This window comes from Thalassotalea litorea, from assembly GCF_043642205.1.
GTDB lineage: Bacteria > Pseudomonadota > Gammaproteobacteria > Enterobacterales > Alteromonadaceae > Thalassotalea_A > Thalassotalea_A litorea.
On sequence record NZ_JBHZSG010000005.1, the window covers coordinates 97,456 to 120,724 of the forward strand.

Genomic DNA, 23,269 nt, shown 5'->3' on the forward strand with positions numbered 1-23,269 from the left:
TTACATTTAATTACAAACTTGTCAGGGGGAGATTAGGTGAGTTTTGTCAGGAGTTACTGTATAATCGCAAAAATTTTATTAGTAATTAATAAAGCTGAATGAACGAAAAGCGCTATATACAAATAGGCGGCACCCCTGAAAAAGCCGTTACAGGTGACTATGACATCGATGTCGCTGCCATTATTAAAGAAGCCTGGAAGCTAACTCAGGCGAACAGGCAATCGATTATGGTTGCGGTACTGATGATCATGGCTGTGACGATGGTGCTGATGATGGCATTCTCGCAACCTCTGGGCGGTATTGCTGCGGTAATGGAAGATCAGAAAACCTTTTCTGGGCTGAATATGATTGTGACAACATTGTTATCACCACTTATCGTCGGGTTAGAAATGATGGGCATCTCCTATGCCATCGGCATGCAGTCAAAACCGACAATGATTTTTTCTTTTTTACGAAAAAGCGCCTTTATTGCGTTAACGAGCCTGATCGTTATGTGTGCGACCAACCTAGGATTAATGTTGTTGATCGTTCCAGGTATCTATTTGGCCGTTGCGTTATCAATGAGCGGACCTTTGGTCGCTGAGAAAAATCTGAGCCCAAATCAAGCGATTATTCTTTCCTTAAAAGCGACTCGTTTTAAATGGCTTAAAATTTTCCAGGTGTATTTATTTGTGATAGCGATAGTGATGCCATTGGCATTTATCGTTGTTGTATTGGCTCAAAGTGTGGGCATTATCCCTGCGGCGGTGGTTGCGATACTTGGACTAAGTTGGATCGCACCGTTCTTCTATTACGTGAAGGGAATTTTGTATCGCCAAATTTTTGGCGTGCGAATGCAGGTGCTTGATGATAACTCCGAGGGCTCAGGCGAAAGCTTCTTTTCTGCCTGATGATTAGTGCAATGAAAAAACTATTCTTGCTACTGGCGGCGACGCTTGTGATGTATATGATGGCACAACCGGTATATTTCTGGTTACAACAGCCGCAACGCTCCGATGCCAGTAATACCCCTGAACAGAGCAGCAAAGTAACAACAGAGCCGAAGGCTATTCGTTATCATAATGTTGAAATTCCGGATTTTTCCAGCATTGCTGATGTTACTGAAAGAAAGAAACAATTCTTCGATTTTCTACGACCGGCGATTGTTGCAGAAAACCAACGTTTACTGTTGCTACGCCAGCAGATTCTAAAGAGCCAACAGCAATATCTGAAAAATGGCAAATTGTCCTTAGCTCAAAAAGAATTTTTGGCTGAAATGGTCGATTTGTACGACATAAAAACCAGCAAAGATATCAACAAGCTATTTGCGCAATTATTATTGCGTGTGGATCAGATCCCGATGGAATTGGTGTTAGTCCAGGCAGCCAATGAATCAGCCTGGGGAAGCTCGCGATTTGCGCAACAAGGACTGAACTTTTTTGGTTTGTGGTGCTTTAAGCGCAATTGTGGCATGGTTCCTAAAGGTCGTGATAATGGTGCACGGCATGAAGTCGCAACATTTGATAGCGTACAGCAAATGTTAAGATTTTACTTTCACAACCTCAATAGTCATTACGCCTATGACTTATTTCGCTCGATTCGTGGCCAACTACGTGAACATAATCAGCCATTACAGGCAGATGTATTGGCGACGGGGTTACTGCCATACTCGCAACGCGGTATTGACTATATCGTCGAAATTCACACCATGCTGCGACAAAACCAGAGATACTTTAAAGCGTAGCGCCTGAGGAACTCACGACTCAGGTTGTTCGTTGCATAACCGCAAAACAGACTTACTATAATCTAATAATTACTGTCCATAACACCATAAACAGGCCCTGCAAACATGATAAGAAAACTGATAACTGTGTTGTTCCTTACCCTGGCGATGACAAGTCTCAAAGCTCAGGCTCTGGATCTCGAATACAAAGGATTTTATCAGCGCCTGGAAATCATCGAAGATAACGAACTGGATAAAATCACCATGGGTTTCTATCTGGTCGATGCTTACGATCGACAACGCTGTGAGATTCAAAGTGCGTTATTGTTTGGTCCTGGCATTACCGATAGAGCTATCGAAACGGGCAATGATGGTCGGTTGATGGTTCCTTTTGATAAAAAACTTTACGATGGTTTTGCGATATTGCGCGTCAATTTGCAGGATCCCGGGCAAAACTGTACGTTGCAAATGCAAATTCAAGTAAAAGATGCCAGTAAAACCGCGTTTAGTTTTGCTGAGTTATCCGCGTACCGTGAACAAATGCAAACCCTAATGGATGAATTTGGCGGTTTCCTTTGGTTTATGATGCCAGATGTGCAGGGACTGAACCTTAAATTGGCTAACGACAATAGCTTGTCGTATATCGATGAAACGTTGCAATCGGCACTTAATTGCGAGCAACGTCAGTGTACTTTGGCAATCGATGAAGGGCAAACATCGTCAGAAATGGCATTGCAGTTTAGCCAGCCGCCGATTGTCATATCGCCATGGGTTGCAAAGGACTAGATTAATCTTCTTAGGAAATTCAATGCCAGGCAAAACAGAATTCCATGACGATATCGTCACCATATGGAAACAGTTTAGCGAGCAATTAAAGAGGTTTTTGCATCGTAAAATTTCAGATCCTCATCAGGTTGACGATTTACTCCAGGATATCTTGCTAAAAAGCTATCAGCAACTATCCACTCTTAACGATATATCAAAAATTAAACCCTGGCTGTTTCAAATTGCTAACCACACTATTATTGATTATTACCGTAATCAGGGCAGAGAGAACAAGGTAGTTGCTTCAGGTATCGACGACAACGTACTAGATTCCCACGGCAATGCTAATACCGAGGATTTCGAAAGCCCGTTAACTGGCCTTGAAGACTGCCTTGAGCCTTTTATTGAGGCTTTACCGAAAGAGTCGAAAGATATCCTCACCGCCATCGATTTGCATGGTCAAAGTCAAAAAGATTATGCCGAGCAACATGGCATTGCCTATTCCACCTTAAAATCCCGTACCCAAAAAAGTCGTGAGTTACTCCGCGGCCTGTTTAACCGTTGTTGCCAGTATGAGTTAGATGCTCGGGGCAATATGATGGAATGGCACGAAAAATCCAAAGGTTGTGATAAGCATTGTTGATTATCTTTGACGCAATACGATTTTACGTAATGCTCTTGATGCTAAAATTTGACCTTAACTCATTGAAAAGGTTAATGTCTTCGAACAGCGATCTACAGTCATACAGGGAATTACACGCTGGCTTTAAAAGTACCCGAGGTAACGGCTATTCTAACGCTAGTTTTGTCATCCTATCAATTTGACACCACCTCAAAAGCTGTGGATGTAAAAACACTTGGTATTAGCCGATGATGACATATTCTTGCCCTGGACAGCGGGTTTCAACACGACCGAAATTAACATGGATAAAATTGATTAGTAGGTTAGTTCGCCTTGGCGATATTCAAGGCGAACTGCTTGCTTTAAACCCGGCACTTAAGTCGTATTAATCCCAATCCAAACAACAATGCGAGCAATTGAGTGGAGGGCTCCGGCACTGGAGTCGGTAAATTTCTTGACAAGCCTGTATCATCACGAAAGACCTCCCATAACGCGGAATCAACGTCTATATTCCCGATGACATGTAAGCTTAATTGAGGTCCATCGTCGATCGGCATGATATCACGACGCTGATTGTACGGGTCATCAAACAGATTATTCCGGTTTGGGAAGTTTGGATATTCACTGACTGTTATGTAATACGTCCCCGTCAGCAAATCAAGTATCAAACCGGAATCCCAAAAGGTTTGCTCCTCAGGGAAATTATATGGCGCAACATATTCATTATCATCATTGTAGGCAATGAAATTGCCCTCATTATCATAGAATGCAACAATGGGATCAAAATTGGCTCCATAATCGAACGAGGTGGTAAAGATAATGAGCGGACTATCCGTTAATAGTTCAAGCTGAACAACCGCTACATCATTATTCGTTTTAAATAATTCATTAATCGTCAACAACGCCGCCTGTGAAGCGCTTGAAAGCATCAGACAGAACAACAAAGTGACAAGTTTTTTCATAAGTGTCTCCAATCAGGTTAAAACCATCACTCATTAAGCAAATGGCTTGCCATGAAGGATTAAGGTCTATTTATCAATCTCTTACGCATTAATTTTTAGTCACCACATTCAGCCTTGTAAGAACCACTGTCACCATAACTGCGTTTCAACTCCAGTTGTTAACACATAAGAGACAGTCGTCTCATATCGGAGATACCGTGTATTATCACGGCATGACGCAAGAGCTTTTGCTGTTTCTTCCACCGAAAATTGCTCTTCGATAACTGCTCCTGCGTTAATCTACCTGCATACATCCATGTACTTGTGCGTTACTCTACCTCATACTTGCATGTATTAGTGCATTTTCTGCATACAGGCCATCCTTGGCCATATCCGACAACGTCCTCTCTCAAAAATGTAATCGCCGCTATCTTTTTTCGTCTTTTTTCAACCTCGGTCGTCTTATAGATTAAAGACACCCATGCAAGGATTTAACATCCTTAGGAGACAGAGAAATGATTAAAGTCGTAAGTTTTAAATTATGTCCGTTCGTGCAACGGGTAACGGCATTGCTAGAGGCGAAAAACCTTCCCTATGAGCTTGTGTACATTCAACTAAGTGATAAACCACAATGGTTTTTGGATATCTCGCCAACAGGTCAGGTTCCTGTGTTGATCACCGAAGAGGGGACGGCACTATTTGAATCTGATGCCATCGCTGAATTTCTAGATGATGCTTATCCAGCTATTGAAGCTAATGTCAGTGCCACTCAAAAAGCATTGGATCGCGCCTGGGTTTATCAGGGCAGTAAACATTATCTGACCCAGTGCTCAACCATGCGCAGCCCGGATGCTAAGGTATTTTCAGAACGTCTTGAAAAGCTGCAAAAAGCTTTTGCACGAGCAGAACAACAGTTAGCACAAGGACCCTATTTTAAAGGCAGTCAGTTAAGCAACATTGATATGGCCTGGTTACCACTTTTACACCGAGCGGATATTGTTCGTCGCCTTACGGGTATTGATATGCTTGAAGGCTTTGCGAAGGTGCAAAAATGGCAAAAAGCGATTGTTGGTTTAGATTTGCTGTATGGCACAATCAGTTCTGATTTCGAACAGATATTTATGAACTTCTATCTTGGTCAAAGCACCTATTTAGGCAAAGTCATGCGCGGTGAACATAATGAGCAGGATTGTGATATTACGAAAAACGCATGTCATACTTGTTGTTATAAGAAAGGCCAGTAGTTATCTACTGGCCTTTCACTAGGTTCAATCGTTACTCGTGTTTATCTACAAACGAGTACTATTCAACGATATCCATTTCATTAATCAGGTTAGTCGCACCATCAATATGCTCCATTACCCAAAGCATATAACGCACATCGACATGGATAGAGCGGTTTAATGAAGGGTCATAATCCCAGTCACCAATAATGCTTTCGTAGACACCATCAAATACTAAACCAACGAATTCGGCTTTGTCATTAAGCGTTGGTGAACCTGAGTTACCACCAGTTATGTCTAGTGTACCTAGGTAGTTTACTGGCACAGAACCTAGCTCAGGCCGAGCATAATCGCCGTATTCTTTATTCGCGATTAACGATAGCTGTTTGTCTGAAGCGTTAAAAGGCACTTCGCCAGTGTTTTTCGCCGCTATACCTTCAAGGCGGGTAAACGGTGTTGCCCATAAACCATCCTGAGGTGAATAGCCTTTTACATTGCCGTAGGTAATACGCAAAGTAGAGTTCGCATCGGCATATACCGGAAGGTTCTTATCTTTGTAATAGGCGATTAGTGCTTCCATGAACTTCGGACGATAAGCCTGAATTGCACCGCTTAACGCTTCATCGCTTTGCTCTAATGCTTTGCGGTCATCAAAGGTAGCAACGGCTAATTGAATGAACGGGTCTTTGCTGTCAGCGAAATCTTCGGCAGATTTTTCCATCCAGGCAAGACGCTGCTCTTGTTCCGCAAGCTTACTTTTCGCGTACATTGTATCGAGTTGTTTAGTGATTTTCGCTTCATCAGCACCGTTATCGATACCGAAAAATTTATCCAGGCTCGCTAAACGCTCGTTTGCTGGAAGTTTTGCATAATCGCTTAACAGCTTGGTCATGATCGCTTTATCAATCACTTGATCATAACGACGGTTGATGGTTTTCATGCCTTGAACAAAACGGTTTTTATCACGATTCTGGTAGCCACTTTTGCGTGCGGCATCCTCAAGCTCTTGCTCAATCGACCAGCGGTACAGACGGTTTGCACTGCTGTAAAGGGCACCATAACGCATGTAACCTAAGATAAGGTCACGGGACTGGTTTTCCTGACTTTGAGCAATGAGTTTATTTAAACCAGTTAGGGCGTCACTGTATTGTGCTTTACGCTTGCTATCTGCATTGATCCAGTCGGCCAAATCCGCTTCCAGTTTTTGCTTACGGGCTAGCATATCGCCTTTTTGATAACTGGTGATCATACTGCCATAGTTTTTGGCATAGTTGGCAAGGCTTGCCAGTGTGCTTTCATACTTTATACGGGCATCACTTTCTGGTTCAGAATTGGATTTGATTAAATCGATAATAGCTTCACGCATCGTTTTCGCGTGTGGGTAAGTCCAGGTGAACTGGTTTTCCACTTCGCTGGCAACGCGATAACGGTTAGTGCGGCCCGGGTAACCCAGAACCATGATGTAATCACCGTCTTCTACTGACGCTTTATTCACTTTGAGATGATGTTTTGGCTCATAAGGAACATTATCTTCATGGTAATCCGCCGGTTGACCATCTTTGCCAACATAAGCGCGGTAGAAACCATAATCGCCAGTATGACGTGGCCACATCCAGTTATCGATATCACCGCCGTATTTACCCACACTCATCGCTGGCGCGTGCACAAGACGTACATCGCGTATGGTCAGTTGTTTGAATAGGAAGTACTGTAAACCGCCGTGGAAGTTAACCACCCGACAACGATATTTGTCATCAGCCTCACATTCAGCGACTAACCCTTTGCGGTTTTGGTCAATAACGCTAAAGCGCTCAGCGCCATCCATATCGGCATTCAAACCCGCGTTAACCTGCTCGGTTACTTCATTAATTTCTTCGGTCACATAGATGCGGCTACCGGGTGTTGCCTGTAACTCTTCATCAAAGCTCTTTGCTAAAAACCCATCACGTAGCAGGTTGTTCTCTTCGGTAGAGTTGTACTGAATAGAACCATAAATACAGTGGTGGTTTGTTGCTACAAGCCCTTTATCAGAAACAAAAGATGCGGTACAACCACCAAGGCTGACGATTGCACCCATTGGAAAACCGGTAAGATTGGTTAGGTCACTAGGATCTAATTTCAAACCAGCCTGTTTTAACTGCTGGCTAATTTCAGGTAGCTGATTAGGTTGCCACATTCCTTCATCAGCCTGGCTGGCAATGCTGAATAAGGCCAGACAGGAGGTTAAGAGTTTTTTCATAGTTACTTCCTTAAAATGAAACCCGCTAATGCTACAACAAATGCGATAGGGCGGCATTAGCCATAGATTTATTGCGGGTGGAGATTTGTAACAAACTGTTTGCGTTGCATATAAAATGTACGATATGAGAGTCGGGATTTCTTACAAACAAAAAAAGCCAGCGTAATGCTGGCTTTTATAAAATTTAAACCTGACGTTAAAGGTGAACTTTTACCATCCAGCTTAAGGTAGATTCATTATCGATACCTGGGATACCGAATTTATTGTGCCAGTAAGAATATTCGATACCCGCTTCAAATTTCTTAGGTACGCCGAAGTATTTACCAACATCCATACGAAGTTGTGGGTTAAAGTGGAAATCAGCAGCGTGATCTGCTTCTGCTGAAGACCAGTCGATATATCCGTCAAACATGAAATCGGCTGAGCCAACTGTGAATGGGTATCCCCAAACAACGGTAAGTTGCTGGTCGTTTTCGGTTAACTCGTTATTCGCCTGATAAACGTTGGCATTAAAGTAAGCAAAACCTGGAACGGCAAAATCCGCACCAACACCGACAAGGTAGTTATCGAAACTTTGAGAGACAATACCTGATACATCTAACGTCGAGTGTTCCCATGTCGTTGCGATGAACACATCTTTAACGAAACCATATTCAAGCTTGGACCCAGTTAGGTAGCTTAAGCTAAAACGTGGGGATAGCTCAGAATAGGTTTCTTTGCTTGCTAAGTTGTTCGCGTCAGCTTTGGCATCAAGGCGGTCAACGAAGAAAAATACGTCACCCCAGTTGTGTCCTGATGCGTGCTCAATAGTTACCACATGAACATCGTCGTTCTCAGTAACCTGATATTGGTTTTGGTTGATCAGATAAGAAATGGAGTTGTCACTCCAAAACATTTCTGCATTTGCCGAGCTGGCAATTAATGAAGCACTGGCAACAAGACCAGCAAAGAGTTTGTTAAGATTTAACATGTGCGCATTCCCAAAATACTACAAATTTTCATGGCTTCGTTTACTGCATGGTGTTGAGCAATAAGCGAAGCCACAATAGTGATTTATTTTTGATTTATGTGATTAAGCGAAAGCAAATTTCGCAATAAACAGAGCTGAAAGAAACCAAACCGCAGGACTGATTTCACTAAAACGACCACTAAAGACCCGTACCGCGGCATAGCTGATAAAGCCAAACGCAATACCATCAGCAATGGAGAAGGTTAAAGGCATGGTAACCACGATCACGGTAACCGGTACGGCGTCCATTAAATCGTCCCATTGCACGTTAACCAGGCCTGCAACCATTAAGACGCCGACGAAAAATAGCGGGCCAGCGGTTGCGTAGGCAGGAACCATAGACGCCAAAGGCGAAAAGAACAGAGCAAGTAAAAACAAAACCGCTACGGTAACCGCGGTAAGACCGGTGCGACCACCTGCACTGACACCCGCAGTACTTTCAACATAACTGGTGGTGGTTGATGTACCGAGTAAAGAACCGGCAATGGTTGCGCCTGAATCGGCAAATAATGCTTTTTTAAGACGTGGAAGGTTACCATCCTTATCAAGCAATTTACCACGTTGAGCAACGGCGATTAACGTGCCAGAGGTATCGAATAAATCAACAAATAAAAACGCAAAGATGACACTGAGCATACCAACTTCCAGTGCACCGGCGACATCAAGTTCCATAAAGGTTGGCGCAAGCGATGGAGGCATAGTCACGATACCCGCGTATTCGACTGAACCGAACACCAGACCAAGAACAGTAATGACTAAGATAGAAATCATCACGGCGCCATTAATGTTTAATGAAATCAGGCCAACGATCAGGAACAACCCTAAAATCGCCATTAATGGTTCAAAATCCGTAACACTGCCTAGCGTAACCAGAGTAGCGTCACTGGCAACAATAATACCAGCGCTTTTAAGGGCAATTAACGCCAGAAACAGACCAATACCGGCAGCGATACCAAATCGTAATGCGTGCGGAATAGAGTTGATGATCCATTCACGTACCTTAAACGCACTTAATGCGGTGAAGATCACACCGGAAATAAAAACACCACCTAAGGCAACATTCCAGCTATAACCTAATTCCATCACTACGGTAAATGTGAAGAAGGCGTTTAAACCCATGCCTGGTGCTAAGGCGATAGGGTAGTTAGCGTACAGCCCCATAATCAGGCAGCCGATGGCGGCAGCAAGACACGTCGCAACAAATACTGCGCCTTGATCCATGCCTGTCATTGCCAGCATGCTCGGGTTAACGAAGATAATATAGGCCATGGTCAGGAAAGTCGTGAACCCGGCAATCACTTCTTGCTTCACATTGGTGTTGTGCTGTGAAAGCTTAAAGAGTTTCTCAAACATCGATTAGTCCTTACAAAAAAATTGGCGGCATTTTACCGAAAGATGTAGCTAAATTACATCTTTTTACGCAAATAACGTTATTATTCGTCTAATAACGTTATTTTATTTCAATGATGTTAATGGCATGTTGATCGTTAACCGTGTGAGCAACCTCAGTTATAGGTTGCTGCGTTATCGGTTGAGGGTCGAACGCTAAATCCCCACCATTGATAACACCGGAATCCAGATCTACGTTTTTAAAGTCAAACAACTGGTGGTCGGCCATATGAGACGGCACAACATTTTGAATGGCGGTAAAGATCGATTCGGCACGACCAGGAAAACGCTCATCCCAGTCACGTAACATGGCCTTGACGTTTTGACGTTGCAGGTTTGGCTGACTACCGCACAAATTACAGGGAATAATCGGGAATTGTTTTAGTTGAGCATACTGTTTAATGTCTTTTTCTTTGACGTAAGCGAGAGGACGTATTACCACATGCTCTCCATTATCGCTGACCAATTTTGCGGGCATGGTTTTGGTTTTGCCGTTAAAAAACATATTCAACAATAACGTTTCTATCATATCGTCGCGGTGGTGACCCAAGGCGATTTTGGTCGCCCCTAAACTTTTTGCGGCCTTATATAAGATGGCGCGGCGCAAACGAGAGCAAAGGCTACAGGTGGTTTTCCCTTCAGGAACTTTATCTTTGACAATGGCATAGGTGTCTTCTTCAACGATTTTGTAATCGACACCAATATCCTGCAGATAATCCGGGAGAATATGTTCAGGAAATCCAGGTTGCTTCTGGTCGAGATTTACGGCCACGATATCGAACCGAATAGGTGCTGATGCTTTTAATTTAAGCAGGATGTCGAGCAAGGTATAGCTGTCAGCACCGCCAGATAAGCACACCATAATTTTGTCGCCATCTTCGATCATATTGTAATCACTGATCGCTTTTCCGACATGGTGGCGAAATCGCTTTTCTAGCTGCTTCAATTGTTGCTTTTCAAATGCTACTTGTGCGGACATGTAACCAACCCAACTTAAAAAAAGGGCGTATTATAGCCAAGCTCAGTCCCGGGGCAAACCGTTTAAAGGATTTGTTATGATTTATCGATGGGCGATACGTATCCATCTGGCTTTAATGCCAGTAAATCACAGTTTAATCGGTCAATGACGTGTTCGGCGGTATTACCGATAAACACAGCAGACAGGCCGGTCCGGCCAATCGTACCGAGGATCACCAGCTCAGCATCAATATCTTTTGCAACTTTCTCTATCACATCCTCTGGCAGACCTTCTTCGACATGCAGATATTGCGGTTGGATTTGATATTTTTCAGCATGCTCCTGTATCATATTATTATGATGGTCACGCATGGTTTTGTTGTATTCGCCCGCGTCAAACTCAGGGATCTCAATCGCAATATTTACCGGTGTGCCCGGGTAGGAATTAACCAGATGGACATCGGCTTTTATCAGTTTGCTCAGGGTCAGCGCAGCATCGGTGATTTTATCATTCAATACGCGGTGACTTTCTTCTTCGCTGCTGGCATTAACGGCAGCAAGAATGTGGCCATTTTCCGGCCATTCATGATCTTTCACTAGTAGCAGTGGTACCGGGCATTTGCGGATCAGGTGCCAGTCTGTCGGGGTGAAAATGACAGACTGAAGAGTAGGGTGCTGGTGGGTGCTTTTTACGACAACATCGAAATTTTGCTCGATCACTTCTTCGATAATGACTTCAAATGGACGGTTGTGCCAGACCGCTTTGGTTTCCATTGGGTGATCGTATTCTTTAACCAATTCATCAAGCCAAGCCTGCCTATCTTTAACGACAGACTTGCGCATGGCTTCGCGTTCATCGCCCGATAGCATGGTTGTCATCTCATAGGAAAAATCAAAAATTACCAGTAGCGCGGTGATTTTATCGCCGGTTTTCTTAGCAATGGTACAAGCCCTTTGTAAGGCTTTTTGCTCATCGCTATCCGGATCAACGACCACGAGAATATTTCGATACCTTTCCATAGCTCCACCCTTTGTCAACAATTGTGATTACGTGAATACAGCTTATACCAATACAAATATAATTGTGTCAGATTAACTGACTTTAAGCTTAATCGGATATTGTCTTGGATACAAATAAAAAAGAGCCTTGTAGCAAAGGCTTATTCACTAAGTTGTAAAAGGGCTTTGGGATCGTTAATAGAGATGAATTTTTTATCCAGAGTTATCCATGAGTTTTGTTGAAACCGACTCAATAACCGAGACACGGTTTCTACGGTCAATCCAAGATAATTTCCCAGATCAGTTCGGGTCATGGGTAATTGGAATTCATTTGCAGACAAATTTCTGTCGGCCAGTCGGTCGCCAAAATTGATCAAAAAGCGGGCTAGCTTTTGTTCCGCATTTTCCTGATTAATGCTTAATAAATGAAGTTGGTTTCCGCCAAGTTCAGCGCTCATCAGTGACATGATTTGCATCTTTAATCGCGGGATTTGGTTGGATAACTGGTCGAGTACATCGAACGGGATCTCACATACCATGGCGGTTTCCAGCGCCTGCGTTGTGCCAGGATGGATTTTTTCGGACAGAGCATCAAAACCTATCACATCGCCAGGCAAATGAAATCCGGTGATCTGATGTTCGCCCCTGGCCGTCTCTATGTAGGATTTAAATGTTCCGGAACGAATCGCATATAGACTTTGCAGGTTATCACTACTTTTGAATAGGGTTTGGTTTTTTTGGATCGGTTTTTTGCGCTTGATGATCTGATCCAGTAAATTCAACTCACTGCTGGATAGGCTAAACGGTAAGCAAAGCTCGCTGATGCGGCAATTAGCACATGAAAGGTTTCTCGTTACAGACATATATCCAGTGAGGCATTTATTAAATTTTAACGACAAGAGTACTAAAAGAGATTTTTGAGTGCAATATGCAATAAGTAAAAGCCGTAGATTAACAAAAACATACCACTGATTTTTTTCAACCAGTTTTGGCGAAGCGTGTCGGTGATCCAGGTAAAGCCAACACTTAAGGTAAGTAACGCTGGCAATGTCCCTAGTCCAAATGCCAGCATGATTAACCCTCCTTTTAACCAGCTACCGCTGGCCATGCTCCAGGTTAACGTTGAATAGACTAAACCACAGGGTAACCAACCCCAGATGACCCCAAGCCCCAGAGCCTGATAACTGGTAGTGACAGGTAAAAATCGCTTGGAAAATGGCTGGATCCGTTGCCAAATATGTTTTCCTAATGCTTCAACACGATGCAAAAGAAAAAACCACTGACCGACATACAGACCCAGTAAAATTAAGAAAATGGCGGCGATAACCTGCAGCAGTGCGATAGGTAAGCCTATGGATTGCGCGGCCAGCGAGCCGGTGAGACCGGCAATGATCCCGGCAATGGTATAGGAACCTAAACGGCCCATATTATAGGCGACGATAAGTCTAATTGGAGGAGTTATTGAACCTGTCGACGTAACTGACCGGGTGAGCATGGAAGTAATGCCGCCACACATCGCTATGCAGTGACCCGCACCCGCCAGACCAACGATAAACGCAGAGATGACATCCATTTCCATTTAAGGGCCCCGACTATTTGCCCGTTGATGGCTTGCTTTCACTTGCCTGCTTATTATCGGTGATTTTCTGTTCTTGATCCTGTTCTTGCTTCGGTTTTGAGTTTTTTACCGATTCATCATCGAATAAAATACTCATCCCTTGTTTTTCTAAATCATCAAACTGCTCAGATTTAACCGCCCAGAAGAATAAATAGATAGCCAGAGCAGTAAATAATATGGCGATTGGAATTAGAATGTAAATGACACTCATTTTTTTAGTAGCCTTAAAGAGTTTGTTACCACTATCAGGGAGCTGGCGGACATTCCTAGCACGGCAAAATATGGCGTAATATAACCACAAACCGCTAACGGAAGTACAATCGCATTATATGCCATAGCCCAGATAAAGTTTTGTTTAATAATACGTTGCGTACGTATGGACGTATCTTTTAAGGATAGCAAGCTGGATAGATGATTATCCAGCAATATCACATCAGCACCGGTTTTGGCGATCTCGGTACCACTACCCATAGCGACAGAGACATGGGCACCAGCAAAGACCGGAGCATCATTGACACCGTCACCTACCATGGCCACGTTTTTTTGCTGTTTTGTTAGCTCTGTCAGTGTTTCTAGCTTTTCAGGCGCTGTCAGGTTGCTTTTTACGGCGCTAAAGTGTCCACCATTATTTGCCATTTGTTGGGCAAAACGTTCAACACCAGTTTTGTTATCGCCACTCAGTAACAGAGTATCTGCCGACTGCCCGAGTTGAGAGAGTACCGATGCTGCATCGTCACGAATATCGTCTTCAAGATAGAATTCGGCAATAATCTGGTTATCCAGTGCCAGAATACAGTTGCTTCGCTCGGATATCATATCTACCGATTTACCCTGTTCTGAGTCCAAGTGTTGCAAGACCCAACTGACTTTACCAATCAGGACCCTCTTACCCTCAAATTTAGCCTCAACCCCACAACTTGTATGAGTCTGGACACCAGAGACCTTGATATTAGGGTTTCTGAACGATGCAAATGCTTCCGCTATTGGATGCTGCGAATAGGCTTCCAAGGCACTGGCTAAAGCAAGCACCTGCTGTTTATCAAACGTCGATGACAGTATTTTCACATGATTGAGTGAAAATTTGCCGTGGGTCAGAGTTCCTGTTTTATCAAAGGCGTAAGTATCAATCCGGTTCATCGTTTCAATAACATGTGCACTTTTGATCATAATGCCCTGACGATTCAGGCGAATGGTGCCGCAGGTCAATGCGGTCGGTGTTGCCAGTGATAATGCACAAGGGCAGGTCGCTACCAATACGGAAATGGTGATCCAAAAAGCATAGCTGGCATCTTCCTGAGCCCAATAAACCCAGGTAAAGATCGCGGTAATAAGAATGAGCGCAACGAAATACTGGGCAATCTTATCGGAAAGTTTAGCGATGGCGGGCTTATGATTCTGTGCTTTCTCACTGATGCGAATAATGTTGGTTAAAAAATTGTCGGCGTTGGTGGCGTTAATGTTAATTTTTAAACTACCATCGGTATTTACGGTTCCTGCAAACACCTGATCGCCCACTTGTTTGCGTACCGGAGCCGATTCGCCCGTTAGCATGGCTTCATTAATGCTGGTGCTGCCATGAACAATAACGCCATCTCCGGGGATGGTTTCACCAGGTTTAACCAAACATATATCACCAATTTTCAGATGCTTAGCGCTCACAATCGATTCACTGTCACCTTCGAGTAAGGTAGCCGATAAGGGCATCAATTTTAATAAATTGGCAGAGACTTCTGCGGCCCGGGCCCGAGCTCTGAATTCCATAAATTTGCCTATCAGCAACAGGAACGTAAACATGGCGACGGATTCAAAGTACACTTCACCCTGTTGGTAGAAAGTTGCCCTGCAACTGGCCATAAACGCAAGGCTAATGGCTATCGCAACCGGCACATCCATAGTTAAGCGCCGACCTTTGACCGCATTAATGGCACCCAGATAAAACGGAAAGGCACCGTAAGTCACAATCGGAAGGGTGAGGATCAGACTGGTTGAGCGTAAATACATTAAATTATGTTCACTCAAATCGCTAAACGCACCAAAATACAACCCGAAGGCAATCATCATAACTTGCATGGTTAGTATGCCGCTGACCCCAAGTCGACGTATAAAGGCTTTACTTTGCTGGTTATTTTTAATTTCCGTGGTGTTGGCTTTAAATGGCAGGGCCGAATAACCAATACGGGCGATTGCTGAAATGATTTCGCTTAGCTTTACTTGGTCTTTATTCCAGGTAACGGTAGCCCGTTGAGTGGTTGCATTAACCTGGGCTTTGACAATGCCGGTTTGCGGCGTCAGTTGTTTCTCTATCAGCCAGGCACAAGCCGCGCAACTCATGCCTTCAATAGAAAGAATGGTTTCCTGATGACCATCGGCTTCAAAAGTAAATTCTGTCTGTAAGTCCTGATCATCAACAAATTGATTAACCTGTAATTGTTCAGGAATATCAGCGTTTACCTTATTTCCTTTTTCAGTACGGAAACGATAGTAATCGTCGAGGTTGTTGTCAACAATCGCTTCGGCGACTGCCTGACAACCAATGCAGCACATTGGCTCGTCATTGCCAAAAATATTAACGGTTAACTCCAGACCTGCTGGAACGATTTCACCGCAGTGGTAACAATCCATGTTCATCATTAATATTGAATATCAAATGGCCTGAAGTCTGATTGGGGTAGGGCAACCGTGGTTTGTACTTTCCAGCGCTGGTCAAATGGCAATACCTGAATGCGCCACTTTCCTTCAATGTTGTTTTCAAAGGTCTGACGATACCAGCCATTGCCATCTGCCGTTAGTTTCAATGAAAAGTCTCGGTCCGCCAACGTCGAATGATAAAAGCTAACGTTCAGCACAGGGAAACTCTTCTCAATTCCGGTTGGTTTTAAAATGATTTCTTGCCTGGACACCATCATATCGAAGGAAACCCCGAGTTTTTGAGCTTCTTTGATTTTTGATATTTCCAGGTTAATGCTTTTGCCTTTTTTATAATAATCGTCAACGACGACAGTATCAGCATTTGTATTGGCGATGATGAACGTCGTGGTTCCGGCGATCACCGCACTTAAAGGTAAGAAGAAAACGAAATAAGCCCAGGGCTCTTTGTACCAGCGGGTTGTCATAAATAAACCTATTATTGTGAGAAAAAGCTCAGCGATTGTTTGAACGCGCTAATTTTAACGCTTTTTCGGTATCAAGTTAAATAAGGTTAAGCATTCTTGTTGGTTATTTTGGAAAACTTAATCTGATTTAACCTGTATTGAACTAGGTATTTCTGGATTTATCTTTGTACCGGACAAAAATAAACCCTGCACAATTAGATTGTACAGGGTTTATTGAGATTGAGATTATTCGCTGTCGGAATTGTCAGCGGACAAACTGTAAACGTAGGCACTGACCACTCGGATTTTGTCTTCACCAAGGAAGTCTTTCCAGGCAGGCATGACACCGGCACGACCATCACGAATAGACGCTTCTACTGCGCGAGGAGAACCGCCGTATAACCAGATATCATCATTCAAACGTGGCGCACCAAGGGCTAAGCCCATTTCGTGGCTACCTTCACCGTTTTCACCGTGACAGGCGGCACACATGGCAAATTTCTCTTTACCAGCATCGGCTAATTGAGAATCAACGTCTAAACCACTTAATCCACGCACATAAGCTGCAACTTCTTTAACGCCTTGTTCACCACCTAACATGGTTTTCCAGGCGATCATACCTTGTGCTTTACGGCCGTGCAGTAAGGTTTCTTCAATGGCTTCAGGAGAGCCACCGTATAACCAATCACCGTCTGTAAGGTCAGGGAAGCCCGTGGTACCTTTACCGTCAGAACCGTGACACTGAGCACAGTTTTGCAGGAATAGACGCTGACCAATACGCAGCGCTTCTTCGTTTTTCACCAATTCGCTGTAGTCTTGCTTGGCAAGACCTTCAAAAATTGGACCGAAACGTTCTTGCGCAGAATCCACTTCACGGTCATATTGAACCAGTAAACCGGCTTCTTTTGCAGCCTCAATTTGCGCCTTCGAATCGGCAAGGCTGGTGATTCCCTGGTTAGAACTTTTCCAACCAAACAAACCTTTAAAGTTACCAAGGCCTGGATATAGCGCCAGATAAATAAAGCCCCAAATAATGGTTACCAGGAAGAAAGTACTCCACCATTTAGGAAGTGGGTTATTTAATTCCTCGATGCCATCAAATTCATGGCCCATGGATTCGCCTTCTTCCACGCCAGTGAAATTGGTTAACGTCCATCGCAGCAGAATAAAGCAACCGATTAACGTGCCCAGGGTAAGAACTGTGATCCATATACTCCAGAAGCTAGACATTCTTATTAGTCTCCTGTTTTTCTTTATTCACGTTGTCGTCTTCGTCGAAAATCGAATTGGCAGCTTCATCAAATGAAGTTTTACGTTTTTTGCTATATGCCCATACTACTATGATGATAAATAGTACGAATATAATAACCGTAAATATGCCTCTTAAAGTGCCATAATCCATAATTACTTCAACGCGTGACCTAGTGATTGTAAATAAGCGATAAGGGCGTCCATTTCCGTCAGACCATCCTTACCAGTAATGCTTTTAGTGGTAGCAAACTCTGCACCAGCATTGGCGATATCTTCGTCAGAATAAAGAGGAATTGGATTTCCGTCTTCATCTTTGTGACTACGATTTTTTGTTAACGCATTAAACAGCTCCATCTTCCGAGCAGAAAGCTTATTGGAGATCGGAGTTTCTGCCAGCCATTTATACGCAGGCATATTCGACTCAGGAACCACGGAACGCGGATCCATTAAGTGCGCATAATGCCAATCATCGGAGTAACGATTGCCCACACGGGCCAAATCTGGACCGGTACGCTTTGAACCCCATAAAAATGGATGTTCCCAAACCGACTCACCGGCCACACTATAATGGCCATAACGTTCGGTTTCAGCACGAAGAGGGCGGATCATTTGTGAGTGACAGTTGTTACAGCCTTCACGAATATAGATATCACGACCTTCCATTTCCAATGCTGTATACGGACGCAAGCTGTCAACAGGTTGCGTCGTTTCTTTTTGGAAAAACAACGGGGTAATTTCAACCAGACCACCAATACTGATAGCCATAATGGTTACAATAAAAAACCAACCGACGTGTTGTTCTACTTTTTCATGTCTATTCATTGTTTTCGTCCTTACGCCGTAACCGCTTCACGTGGCGCATTTTCTTCTTTTGCTCCAATGGTTTTGAACATGTTGTATGCCATCAGGATGAAACCTGCAACGACGAAACAACCACCAATAAAACGCATAGTGTAGAATGGGTAAGACGCTTGTAAGCTTTCAACAAAGCTATAAGTCAATGTACCGTCGGTATTAATCGCACGCCACATCAAACCTTGCATTACGCCGGAAATCCACATTGCAACGATATATAAAACAATACCTGTAGTATGCAACCAGAAGTGTACGTTGATTAACTTAATGGAATACATTTTAGGTTTGTTGAATACCGATGGGATCAGATAATACATAGAACCGATAGAGATCATTGCTACCCAACCAAGCGCACCAGAGTGTACATGGCCGACTGTCCAGTCTGTATAATGCGACAGGGCATTTACTGACTTAATCGCCATCATTGGACCTTCAAAGGTCGACATGCCGTAGAACGACAGAGATACAATCAGGAATCGTAAAATAGGATCAGAACGTAGTTTGTCCCAGGCACCTGAAAGCGTCATGATACCGTTGATCATACCACCCCAGGATGGCAGGAATAGGACAATCGACATAACCATACCTACTGACTGAGTCCAGTCAGGAAGTGCGGTGTAATGTAAGTGATGCGGGCCAGCCCAAATATAAAGAGAAACCAGCGCCCAGAAGTGCACGATAGATAAACGATAAGAATAAACTGGACGTTCAGCCTGCTTCGGTACGAAGTAGTACATCATACCCAGGAAACCGGCAGTTAACAGGAATCCTACGGCATTATGGCCATACCACCACTGCATCATCGCATCAATGGCGCCAGGATAAATCGAATAAGATTTGGTTAAAGTCAGTGGCACAGCCATAGAGTTACCTATGTGCAACACCGCAACCGTAATAATGAATCCACCAAAGAACCAGTTGGCTACATAAATATGAGAGGTTTTTCGCTTAATCAGGGTACCAAAGAAACATATCGCATAGGATATCCAGACCACAGCGATAAGAATATCAATTGGCCATTCCAGCTCGGCATATTCTTTCGATGATGTCAGGCCTAACGGCAATGTAATTGCGGCTGCCACGATAACGGCTTGCCAACCCCAGAACGTAAATGGCACAAGTGCGCCACCAAATAATGTTGTTTTACAGGTGCGCTGCACGACATAGTAGGATGTTGCAAACAGAGCGCTGGTCCCAAATGCAAAAATTACCGCATTGGTATGCAGAGGACGGAGACGAGAGTATGTAAGCCAAGGTGTATCGAAGTTAAGGGCAGGCCAGATTAACTGAGCTGCAATTAACACACCGACAAATGTGCCAACAATACCCCAAATGACAGTCATTACAGTAAATTGACGTACAACTTTGTAGTTGTAATCGATTTCTGTCGTAGTGCTTTGACTCATATTAAAGGTTCCACATTTATAATTATAAAGTTGATGTGAGTATTTATCGTTTCAAAATTGCTCGGATCGGGTCAAACCGATCGGTAAAAATTTGCTTCTATAGTTATAGTTCAAAACCACAACAATACATAGAGAGTCTAATTTTCGGTGCGAATAATAATGCCTGCACACCAATATGTCACCAGTTGAGTTATAAAAAACTGACCTAGATCAATATTTTTATCAATTTACTGGGTTTTTCTATGTAAACGTCGGATAATTCGCCCTTAATAGCGAAGATAAAGTGAATAAATGCGCATTTTTTACACAGTGATTTTTATCGCGACTGTCACCATACTGATTACCATAAACCTTAACGAGCAAGAAAAGGTTGATCTGCGTCAAAGCGGCGTGCCTTTATGTGATTTTCAAATAGAACCATGCCGTTATAGTGACGATTGGGGCGTTGCGGTATTAACGTCGTCGCTCAAAACCATTACCAGCGAAGAAATATTCGATTTTTATTTAGACTTCAATGATGAGCATAGCGTCGAGATAAAAAGTGCGTTTTTACAGGGCCGTGATATGTACATGGGAAAGATCCCACTTTTCTTCAATTATCATCAATCTCGTTTTACCTCACAAGCCTTACTTGGCGCCTGTACTGAGCCGACAATGGTGTGGCGAATGACAATAAATGCAGAGATTAATCATAAACCTAGAACGCTACATTTTGATTTCGCCAGCTATCAGTAATTGTTAGAGTAAATCCGATACTAGCCAGATAGCGACGGCAAACATTAATAATGCTGAAATACGGTTTACTCGTTTTACGTTGCGCCCATTGGCGAGTAACATGCCTAGCGTCTTGCCACCGGTTGCATAAATCATCATACAAATAAACTCTGAACATAAGATGATTGCCACTAACGTTAACAGTTGCAGATAAAATGACTGATCTGGGCTGATAAATGGCGGTAGCAGGGAAATCATAAATGCCCAGCCTTTCGGATTCGCAATCGCCGTTATTAATCCCTGGCTAAACAAAGTGAAGCGTGACGTGTCATTCTTGCGGGCTAGATCCAGGGAAATCGCCATATTACCTTTTGAACGCCACATTTGTATCGCGATATAGGTTAAATAGGCACCGCCGATCAATTTCAATCCGGTAAATAATAACGGGAATTTCAACATAATTGCCGCAACCCCCAGAACCGCAGCAATGGCAACGATTGCCACACCCAGTAATTCACCCAGCATCATATACAGGGTACGGCGCACGCCTACGCTCATTCCAAGCGTTAATGCCAAGGTCATACACATACCTGGCGTAATGCTAACCAGAAAAAAAGTAGGGATAAAAAGAAAAAGTAGGGAAGCGTCCATTAAGTGTGACTTGTACGTTTTTTGTGGCGCTATTGTAATGAAATAGCGCCACTAGTTATAGTGTTAAAAACATTAACTGTTGGTAAATTCCACTAAAGTAAACTGTGCGGGCTTTTCAGATTGGAAATACAGAACACAGTTCCTCCATTGTTCCGGGATTTTCCATTCACTATTTTCACCAATGTTAATCAGGCGTCGAGTGTTGTCGCAGCGAATATCGAGACTTTTCAATTCGCCTTCAAGGTGAGTTATCGCAAAATGGTTTCTGGCAAGGTGATGTTGCCAGATACCCAGTTTATTGGTCTTTGCAGCAATGACTAAATCAATCTCCGATTTTATATGTTGATCTAATTGTTCCTTAGATGAGGAAAGGAGAGTTTGTTCAATGGAATGACTACTTGTTGCCTCGATATGATTTAACAAAGACCGTGCTTCTGCGAGCTTATGTTCTTGAGCCAGCAACGTTACTTTTTCCATAGCAAGATCAGCCCATAAATTAGGAAAAGTATCAAGGATCGACACAAGGTCAATGTTTTTTAAGGTAGACCGGTAAAGCTCGGGATTATCGATATGAGATGCATAATTTAGGGTGTAAACATCAGCAAAGTCCTTTTCACCGTACATACGAAAATTCAAGTCGTTAAGCTGTTCGTATATATCATCCATACCTTCACGGTCATGACTCGCGATGAACGCTAACCCTTGCATATAAAATTCGTATACTTTTTTCCTGATTTTTTTATCGCGATCGAACTTAAAGGTTAAACGCTGGTTGTGGATGTTGGACCGCACAGGTTGCTTAAATTCTAATGCGGGTTTGTATTTCCAGCGATTGATCGCTTTAATAGCCTCTGTAACAAACTGTGCACCCCCGCTATCATTGGTAACCAGCACATTACTGATTGTACCGTCTTTTTCGACAGAAAAAGTCAGATCAACCCAGCCTTCTCTTTGTTTTCGTGCATAGTAAATAGGGTAGATTGGGCCTACTTTGACATGAGCCATGGCTGGTTGAAAATCCTGAACTAAATCCGTTTCATGTTGAATTTTTTCAGTTAATTTAGGAATGATTATTTCAGGGACCGGCAGCTTGGGTTCGGCTGTGACGATTGGTGATAACAATGTCATGCTTAACAGACAAATTCTAAATATAAATTGCATGTGTTTTTTTTCTTATTTTTCTTTTAATTGTGCGGGTTAATACCAATCACATTAAGTTTGTGCACAACTCAGAGTTAGGGCAGAGGTTCAGTTACAACATAGATTTCATTGATATAGTCAACCTATATTATTGAAATATAGGGTCGTAAATGGGCCTTAAGATAAACTCCCTACGGGTGAGCATTAAAGGCGTATATCCTACGTTACTGATTTTGACAATGGAACGATCATTCTCTGCAATCAAAGCCTTGTCTAAAAGCCTTTAAATTCTCACTGAGTGAGCAAATAATTTAATGTGATTGGTATAACTAATGAATGGTGACCCTTACTTTGTATAAGTATGACGTCAAAGCTCATATTCGCTAACCACAGCACGTACAACATCATGTTGATTGTTATTACAGTAAGGTTTGGTTAAAGTCAATAGGGTAGAGGATAAATAGAGCGGGAAAGCAAAAAGCCCGCATATAGCGGGCTTTTCTAAAGTGGCTCCCCTGGTCTGATTTGAACAGACGACACATGGATTAACAGTCCACCGCTCTAACCAACTGAGCTACAGGGGAATTACAAATTGTACATAGTAGTGGTGCTACTATTGAAAGTGGCTCCCCTGGTCTGATTTGAACAGACGACACATGGATTAACAGTCCACCGCTCTAACCAACTGAGCTACAG

At 43.2% G+C, this 23,269-nt stretch carries 23 protein-coding genes and 1 tRNA gene; 6 read left to right on the forward strand and 18 right to left on the reverse strand.

The window, feature by feature from the left end; genetic code table 11:
* Positions 1–98 precede the first annotated feature (98 nt).
* From ACHUFQ_RS04190 to sigZ, 4 genes are all read left to right on the forward strand, one after another.
* Complete coding sequence (locus ACHUFQ_RS04190) at positions 99–890, forward strand: hypothetical protein (protein WP_394173278.1); 792 nt, start codon at positions 99–101, stop codon at positions 888–890.
* An 11-nt stretch (positions 891–901) separates the two neighbouring features.
* On the forward strand, positions 902–1,723 hold the full coding sequence (locus tag ACHUFQ_RS04195; RefSeq protein ID WP_394173280.1) for a glucosaminidase domain-containing protein: 822 nt from the start codon (positions 902–904) through the stop codon (positions 1,721–1,723).
* Positions 1,724–1,828: 105 nt separating this feature from the next.
* The gene (locus ACHUFQ_RS04200; protein ID WP_394173282.1) at positions 1,829–2,488 is read left to right on the forward strand and encodes a DUF2987 domain-containing protein; all 660 of its coding nucleotides are present in this window, start codon (positions 1,829–1,831) and stop codon (positions 2,486–2,488) included.
* Between the two features lie 22 nt (positions 2,489–2,510).
* Positions 2,511–3,110 (forward strand): RNA polymerase sigma factor SigZ, encoded by a 600-nt coding sequence (gene sigZ / locus ACHUFQ_RS04205; protein WP_394173283.1) that lies wholly within the window; start codon positions 2,511–2,513, stop codon positions 3,108–3,110.
* 341 nt (positions 3,111–3,451) lie between these two features.
* Here the strand turns inward: sigZ and ACHUFQ_RS04210 are convergent, their stop codons facing one another.
* Entirely contained in the window at positions 3,452–4,051 is a 600-nt protein-coding gene (locus ACHUFQ_RS04210; RefSeq protein WP_394173285.1) for a DVUA0089 family protein, read from the reverse strand.
* A 494-nt stretch (positions 4,052–4,545) separates the two neighbouring features.
* Here ACHUFQ_RS04210 and ACHUFQ_RS04215 point away from each other — a divergent pair, with 494 nt between their 5' ends.
* Positions 4,546–5,274, forward strand: a complete 729-nt coding sequence (locus ACHUFQ_RS04215; RefSeq protein ID WP_394173286.1) for a glutathione S-transferase family protein — start codon at positions 4,546–4,548, stop codon at positions 5,272–5,274.
* A gap of 58 nt (positions 5,275–5,332) precedes the next feature.
* Here the strand turns inward: ACHUFQ_RS04215 and ACHUFQ_RS04220 are convergent, their stop codons facing one another.
* The 14 genes from ACHUFQ_RS04220 to ccoN form a co-directional block, all read right to left on the reverse strand.
* The gene (locus tag ACHUFQ_RS04220) at positions 5,333–7,492 is read right to left on the reverse strand and encodes a S46 family peptidase (protein ID WP_394173287.1); all 2,160 of its coding nucleotides are present in this window, start codon (positions 7,490–7,492) and stop codon (positions 5,333–5,335) included.
* A gap of 196 nt (positions 7,493–7,688) precedes the next feature.
* Positions 7,689–8,462 (reverse strand): outer membrane protein OmpK, encoded by a 774-nt coding sequence (locus ACHUFQ_RS04225; protein WP_394173289.1) that lies wholly within the window; start codon positions 8,460–8,462, stop codon positions 7,689–7,691.
* Between the two features lie 102 nt (positions 8,463–8,564).
* On the reverse strand, positions 8,565–9,854 hold the full coding sequence (locus tag ACHUFQ_RS04230) for an NCS2 family permease (RefSeq protein WP_394173291.1): 1,290 nt from the start codon (positions 9,852–9,854) through the stop codon (positions 8,565–8,567).
* 97 nt (positions 9,855–9,951) lie between these two features.
* A complete protein-coding gene (gene ttcA / locus ACHUFQ_RS04235) occupies positions 9,952–10,869 on the reverse strand; it encodes a tRNA 2-thiocytidine(32) synthetase TtcA (RefSeq protein WP_394173293.1) in 918 nt (305 codons plus the stop codon).
* Between the two features lie 74 nt (positions 10,870–10,943).
* On the reverse strand, positions 10,944–11,867 hold the full coding sequence (gene uspE, locus ACHUFQ_RS04240) for a universal stress protein UspE (RefSeq protein WP_394173295.1): 924 nt from the start codon (positions 11,865–11,867) through the stop codon (positions 10,944–10,946).
* Positions 11,868–12,007: 140 nt separating this feature from the next.
* Positions 12,008–12,709 carry a fumarate/nitrate reduction transcriptional regulator Fnr gene (fnr, locus tag ACHUFQ_RS04245; protein ID WP_394173297.1) on the reverse strand — a complete coding sequence of 234 codons (702 nt, stop codon included), beginning with the start codon at positions 12,707–12,709 and terminating at the stop codon, positions 12,008–12,010.
* A gap of 41 nt (positions 12,710–12,750) precedes the next feature.
* The gene (locus ACHUFQ_RS04250; protein ID WP_394173299.1) at positions 12,751–13,425 is read right to left on the reverse strand and encodes a sulfite exporter TauE/SafE family protein; all 675 of its coding nucleotides are present in this window, start codon (positions 13,423–13,425) and stop codon (positions 12,751–12,753) included.
* Positions 13,426–13,438: 13 nt separating this feature from the next.
* Complete coding sequence (ccoS, locus tag ACHUFQ_RS04255; protein WP_394173301.1) at positions 13,439–13,675, reverse strand: cbb3-type cytochrome oxidase assembly protein CcoS; 237 nt, start codon at positions 13,673–13,675, stop codon at positions 13,439–13,441.
* Positions 13,672–16,095 (reverse strand): heavy metal translocating P-type ATPase, encoded by a 2,424-nt coding sequence (locus ACHUFQ_RS04260; protein WP_394173303.1) that lies wholly within the window; start codon positions 16,093–16,095, stop codon positions 13,672–13,674. The genes ccoS and ACHUFQ_RS04260 overlap by 4 nt, the downstream gene beginning before the upstream one ends.
* Positions 16,095–16,577 (reverse strand): FixH family protein, encoded by a 483-nt coding sequence (locus ACHUFQ_RS04265; protein ID WP_394173305.1) that lies wholly within the window; start codon positions 16,575–16,577, stop codon positions 16,095–16,097. The genes ACHUFQ_RS04260 and ACHUFQ_RS04265 overlap by 1 nt, the downstream gene beginning before the upstream one ends.
* A 225-nt stretch (positions 16,578–16,802) precedes the next feature.
* Positions 16,803–17,786 carry a cytochrome-c oxidase, cbb3-type subunit III gene (ccoP, locus tag ACHUFQ_RS04270; protein ID WP_394173307.1) on the reverse strand — a complete coding sequence of 328 codons (984 nt, stop codon included), beginning with the start codon at positions 17,784–17,786 and terminating at the stop codon, positions 16,803–16,805.
* Positions 17,779–17,958: a cbb3-type cytochrome oxidase subunit 3 gene (locus ACHUFQ_RS04275; RefSeq protein WP_394173309.1), complete on the reverse strand. Its 180-nt coding sequence runs from the start codon at positions 17,956–17,958 to the stop codon at positions 17,779–17,781. The genes ccoP and ACHUFQ_RS04275 overlap by 8 nt, the downstream gene beginning before the upstream one ends.
* A gap of 2 nt (positions 17,959–17,960) precedes the next feature.
* Positions 17,961–18,629, reverse strand: coding sequence for a cytochrome-c oxidase, cbb3-type subunit II (gene ccoO / locus ACHUFQ_RS04280; RefSeq protein WP_394173311.1), 669 nt, complete (start codon positions 18,627–18,629; stop codon positions 17,961–17,963).
* 11 nt (positions 18,630–18,640) lie between these two features.
* Positions 18,641–20,068, reverse strand: coding sequence for a cytochrome-c oxidase, cbb3-type subunit I (gene ccoN, locus ACHUFQ_RS04285; RefSeq protein ID WP_394173313.1), 1,428 nt, complete (start codon positions 20,066–20,068; stop codon positions 18,641–18,643).
* Positions 20,069–20,359: 291 nt separating this feature from the next.
* On the opposite strand from ccoN, the gene ACHUFQ_RS04290 reads away from it, so the two are divergent.
* Positions 20,360–20,803, forward strand: a complete 444-nt coding sequence (locus tag ACHUFQ_RS04290) for a hypothetical protein (protein WP_394173315.1) — start codon at positions 20,360–20,362, stop codon at positions 20,801–20,803.
* A gap of 3 nt (positions 20,804–20,806) precedes the next feature.
* Here the strand turns inward: ACHUFQ_RS04290 and ACHUFQ_RS04295 are convergent, their stop codons facing one another.
* The 3 genes from ACHUFQ_RS04295 to ACHUFQ_RS04305 form a co-directional block, all read right to left on the reverse strand.
* Positions 20,807–21,433, reverse strand: coding sequence for a LysE family translocator (locus tag ACHUFQ_RS04295; protein WP_394173317.1), 627 nt, complete (start codon positions 21,431–21,433; stop codon positions 20,807–20,809).
* 72 nt (positions 21,434–21,505) lie between these two features.
* A complete protein-coding gene (locus ACHUFQ_RS04300; RefSeq protein WP_394173319.1) occupies positions 21,506–22,594 on the reverse strand; it encodes an energy transducer TonB in 1,089 nt (362 codons plus the stop codon).
* A 486-nt stretch (positions 22,595–23,080) separates the two neighbouring features.
* Positions 23,081–23,157, reverse strand: a tRNA-Asn gene (locus tag ACHUFQ_RS04305).
* Positions 23,158–23,269: the final 112 nt, after the last annotated feature.

What these genes read in the sequence shown, in the direction of transcription:
- ACHUFQ_RS04190 (WP_394173278.1), top strand. Translation starts at nt 99, where the DNA reads ATGAACGAAAAGCGCTATATACAAATAGGCGGCACCCCTGAAAAAGCC.
- ACHUFQ_RS04195 (WP_394173280.1), top strand. Translation starts at nt 902, where the DNA reads ATGAAAAAACTATTCTTGCTACTGGCGGCGACGCTTGTGATGTATATG.
- ACHUFQ_RS04200 (WP_394173282.1), top strand. Translation starts at nt 1,829, where the DNA reads ATGATAAGAAAACTGATAACTGTGTTGTTCCTTACCCTGGCGATGACA.
- sigZ (WP_394173283.1), top strand. Translation starts at nt 2,511, where the DNA reads ATGCCAGGCAAAACAGAATTCCATGACGATATCGTCACCATATGGAAA.
- ACHUFQ_RS04210 (WP_394173285.1), bottom strand. Translation starts at nt 4,051, where the DNA reads ATGAAAAAACTTGTCACTTTGTTGTTCTGTCTGATGCTTTCAAGCGCT.
- ACHUFQ_RS04215 (WP_394173286.1), top strand. Translation starts at nt 4,546, where the DNA reads ATGATTAAAGTCGTAAGTTTTAAATTATGTCCGTTCGTGCAACGGGTA.
- ACHUFQ_RS04220 (WP_394173287.1), bottom strand. Translation starts at nt 7,492, where the DNA reads ATGAAAAAACTCTTAACCTCCTGTCTGGCCTTATTCAGCATTGCCAGC.
- ACHUFQ_RS04225 (WP_394173289.1), bottom strand. Translation starts at nt 8,462, where the DNA reads ATGTTAAATCTTAACAAACTCTTTGCTGGTCTTGTTGCCAGTGCTTCA.
- ACHUFQ_RS04230 (WP_394173291.1), bottom strand. Translation starts at nt 9,854, where the DNA reads ATGTTTGAGAAACTCTTTAAGCTTTCACAGCACAACACCAATGTGAAG.
- ttcA (WP_394173293.1), bottom strand. Translation starts at nt 10,869, where the DNA reads ATGTCCGCACAAGTAGCATTTGAAAAGCAACAATTGAAGCAGCTAGAA.
- uspE (WP_394173295.1), bottom strand. Translation starts at nt 11,867, where the DNA reads ATGGAAAGGTATCGAAATATTCTCGTGGTCGTTGATCCGGATAGCGAT.
- fnr (WP_394173297.1), bottom strand. Translation starts at nt 12,709, where the DNA reads ATGTCTGTAACGAGAAACCTTTCATGTGCTAATTGCCGCATCAGCGAG.
- ACHUFQ_RS04250 (WP_394173299.1), bottom strand. Translation starts at nt 13,425, where the DNA reads ATGGAAATGGATGTCATCTCTGCGTTTATCGTTGGTCTGGCGGGTGCG.
- ccoS (WP_394173301.1), bottom strand. Translation starts at nt 13,675, where the DNA reads ATGAGTGTCATTTACATTCTAATTCCAATCGCCATATTATTTACTGCT.
- ACHUFQ_RS04260 (WP_394173303.1), bottom strand. Translation starts at nt 16,095, where the DNA reads ATGATGAACATGGATTGTTACCACTGCGGTGAAATCGTTCCAGCAGGT.
- ACHUFQ_RS04265 (WP_394173305.1), bottom strand. Translation starts at nt 16,577, where the DNA reads ATGACAACCCGCTGGTACAAAGAGCCCTGGGCTTATTTCGTTTTCTTC.
- ccoP (WP_394173307.1), bottom strand. Translation starts at nt 17,786, where the DNA reads ATGTCTAGCTTCTGGAGTATATGGATCACAGTTCTTACCCTGGGCACG.
- ACHUFQ_RS04275 (WP_394173309.1), bottom strand. Translation starts at nt 17,958, where the DNA reads ATGGATTATGGCACTTTAAGAGGCATATTTACGGTTATTATATTCGTA.
- ccoO (WP_394173311.1), bottom strand. Translation starts at nt 18,629, where the DNA reads ATGAATAGACATGAAAAAGTAGAACAACACGTCGGTTGGTTTTTTATT.
- ccoN (WP_394173313.1), bottom strand. Translation starts at nt 20,068, where the DNA reads ATGAGTCAAAGCACTACGACAGAAATCGATTACAACTACAAAGTTGTA.
- ACHUFQ_RS04290 (WP_394173315.1), top strand. Translation starts at nt 20,360, where the DNA reads ATGCGCATTTTTTACACAGTGATTTTTATCGCGACTGTCACCATACTG.
- ACHUFQ_RS04295 (WP_394173317.1), bottom strand. Translation starts at nt 21,433, where the DNA reads ATGGACGCTTCCCTACTTTTTCTTTTTATCCCTACTTTTTTTCTGGTT.
- ACHUFQ_RS04300 (WP_394173319.1), bottom strand. Translation starts at nt 22,594, where the DNA reads ATGCAATTTATATTTAGAATTTGTCTGTTAAGCATGACATTGTTATCA.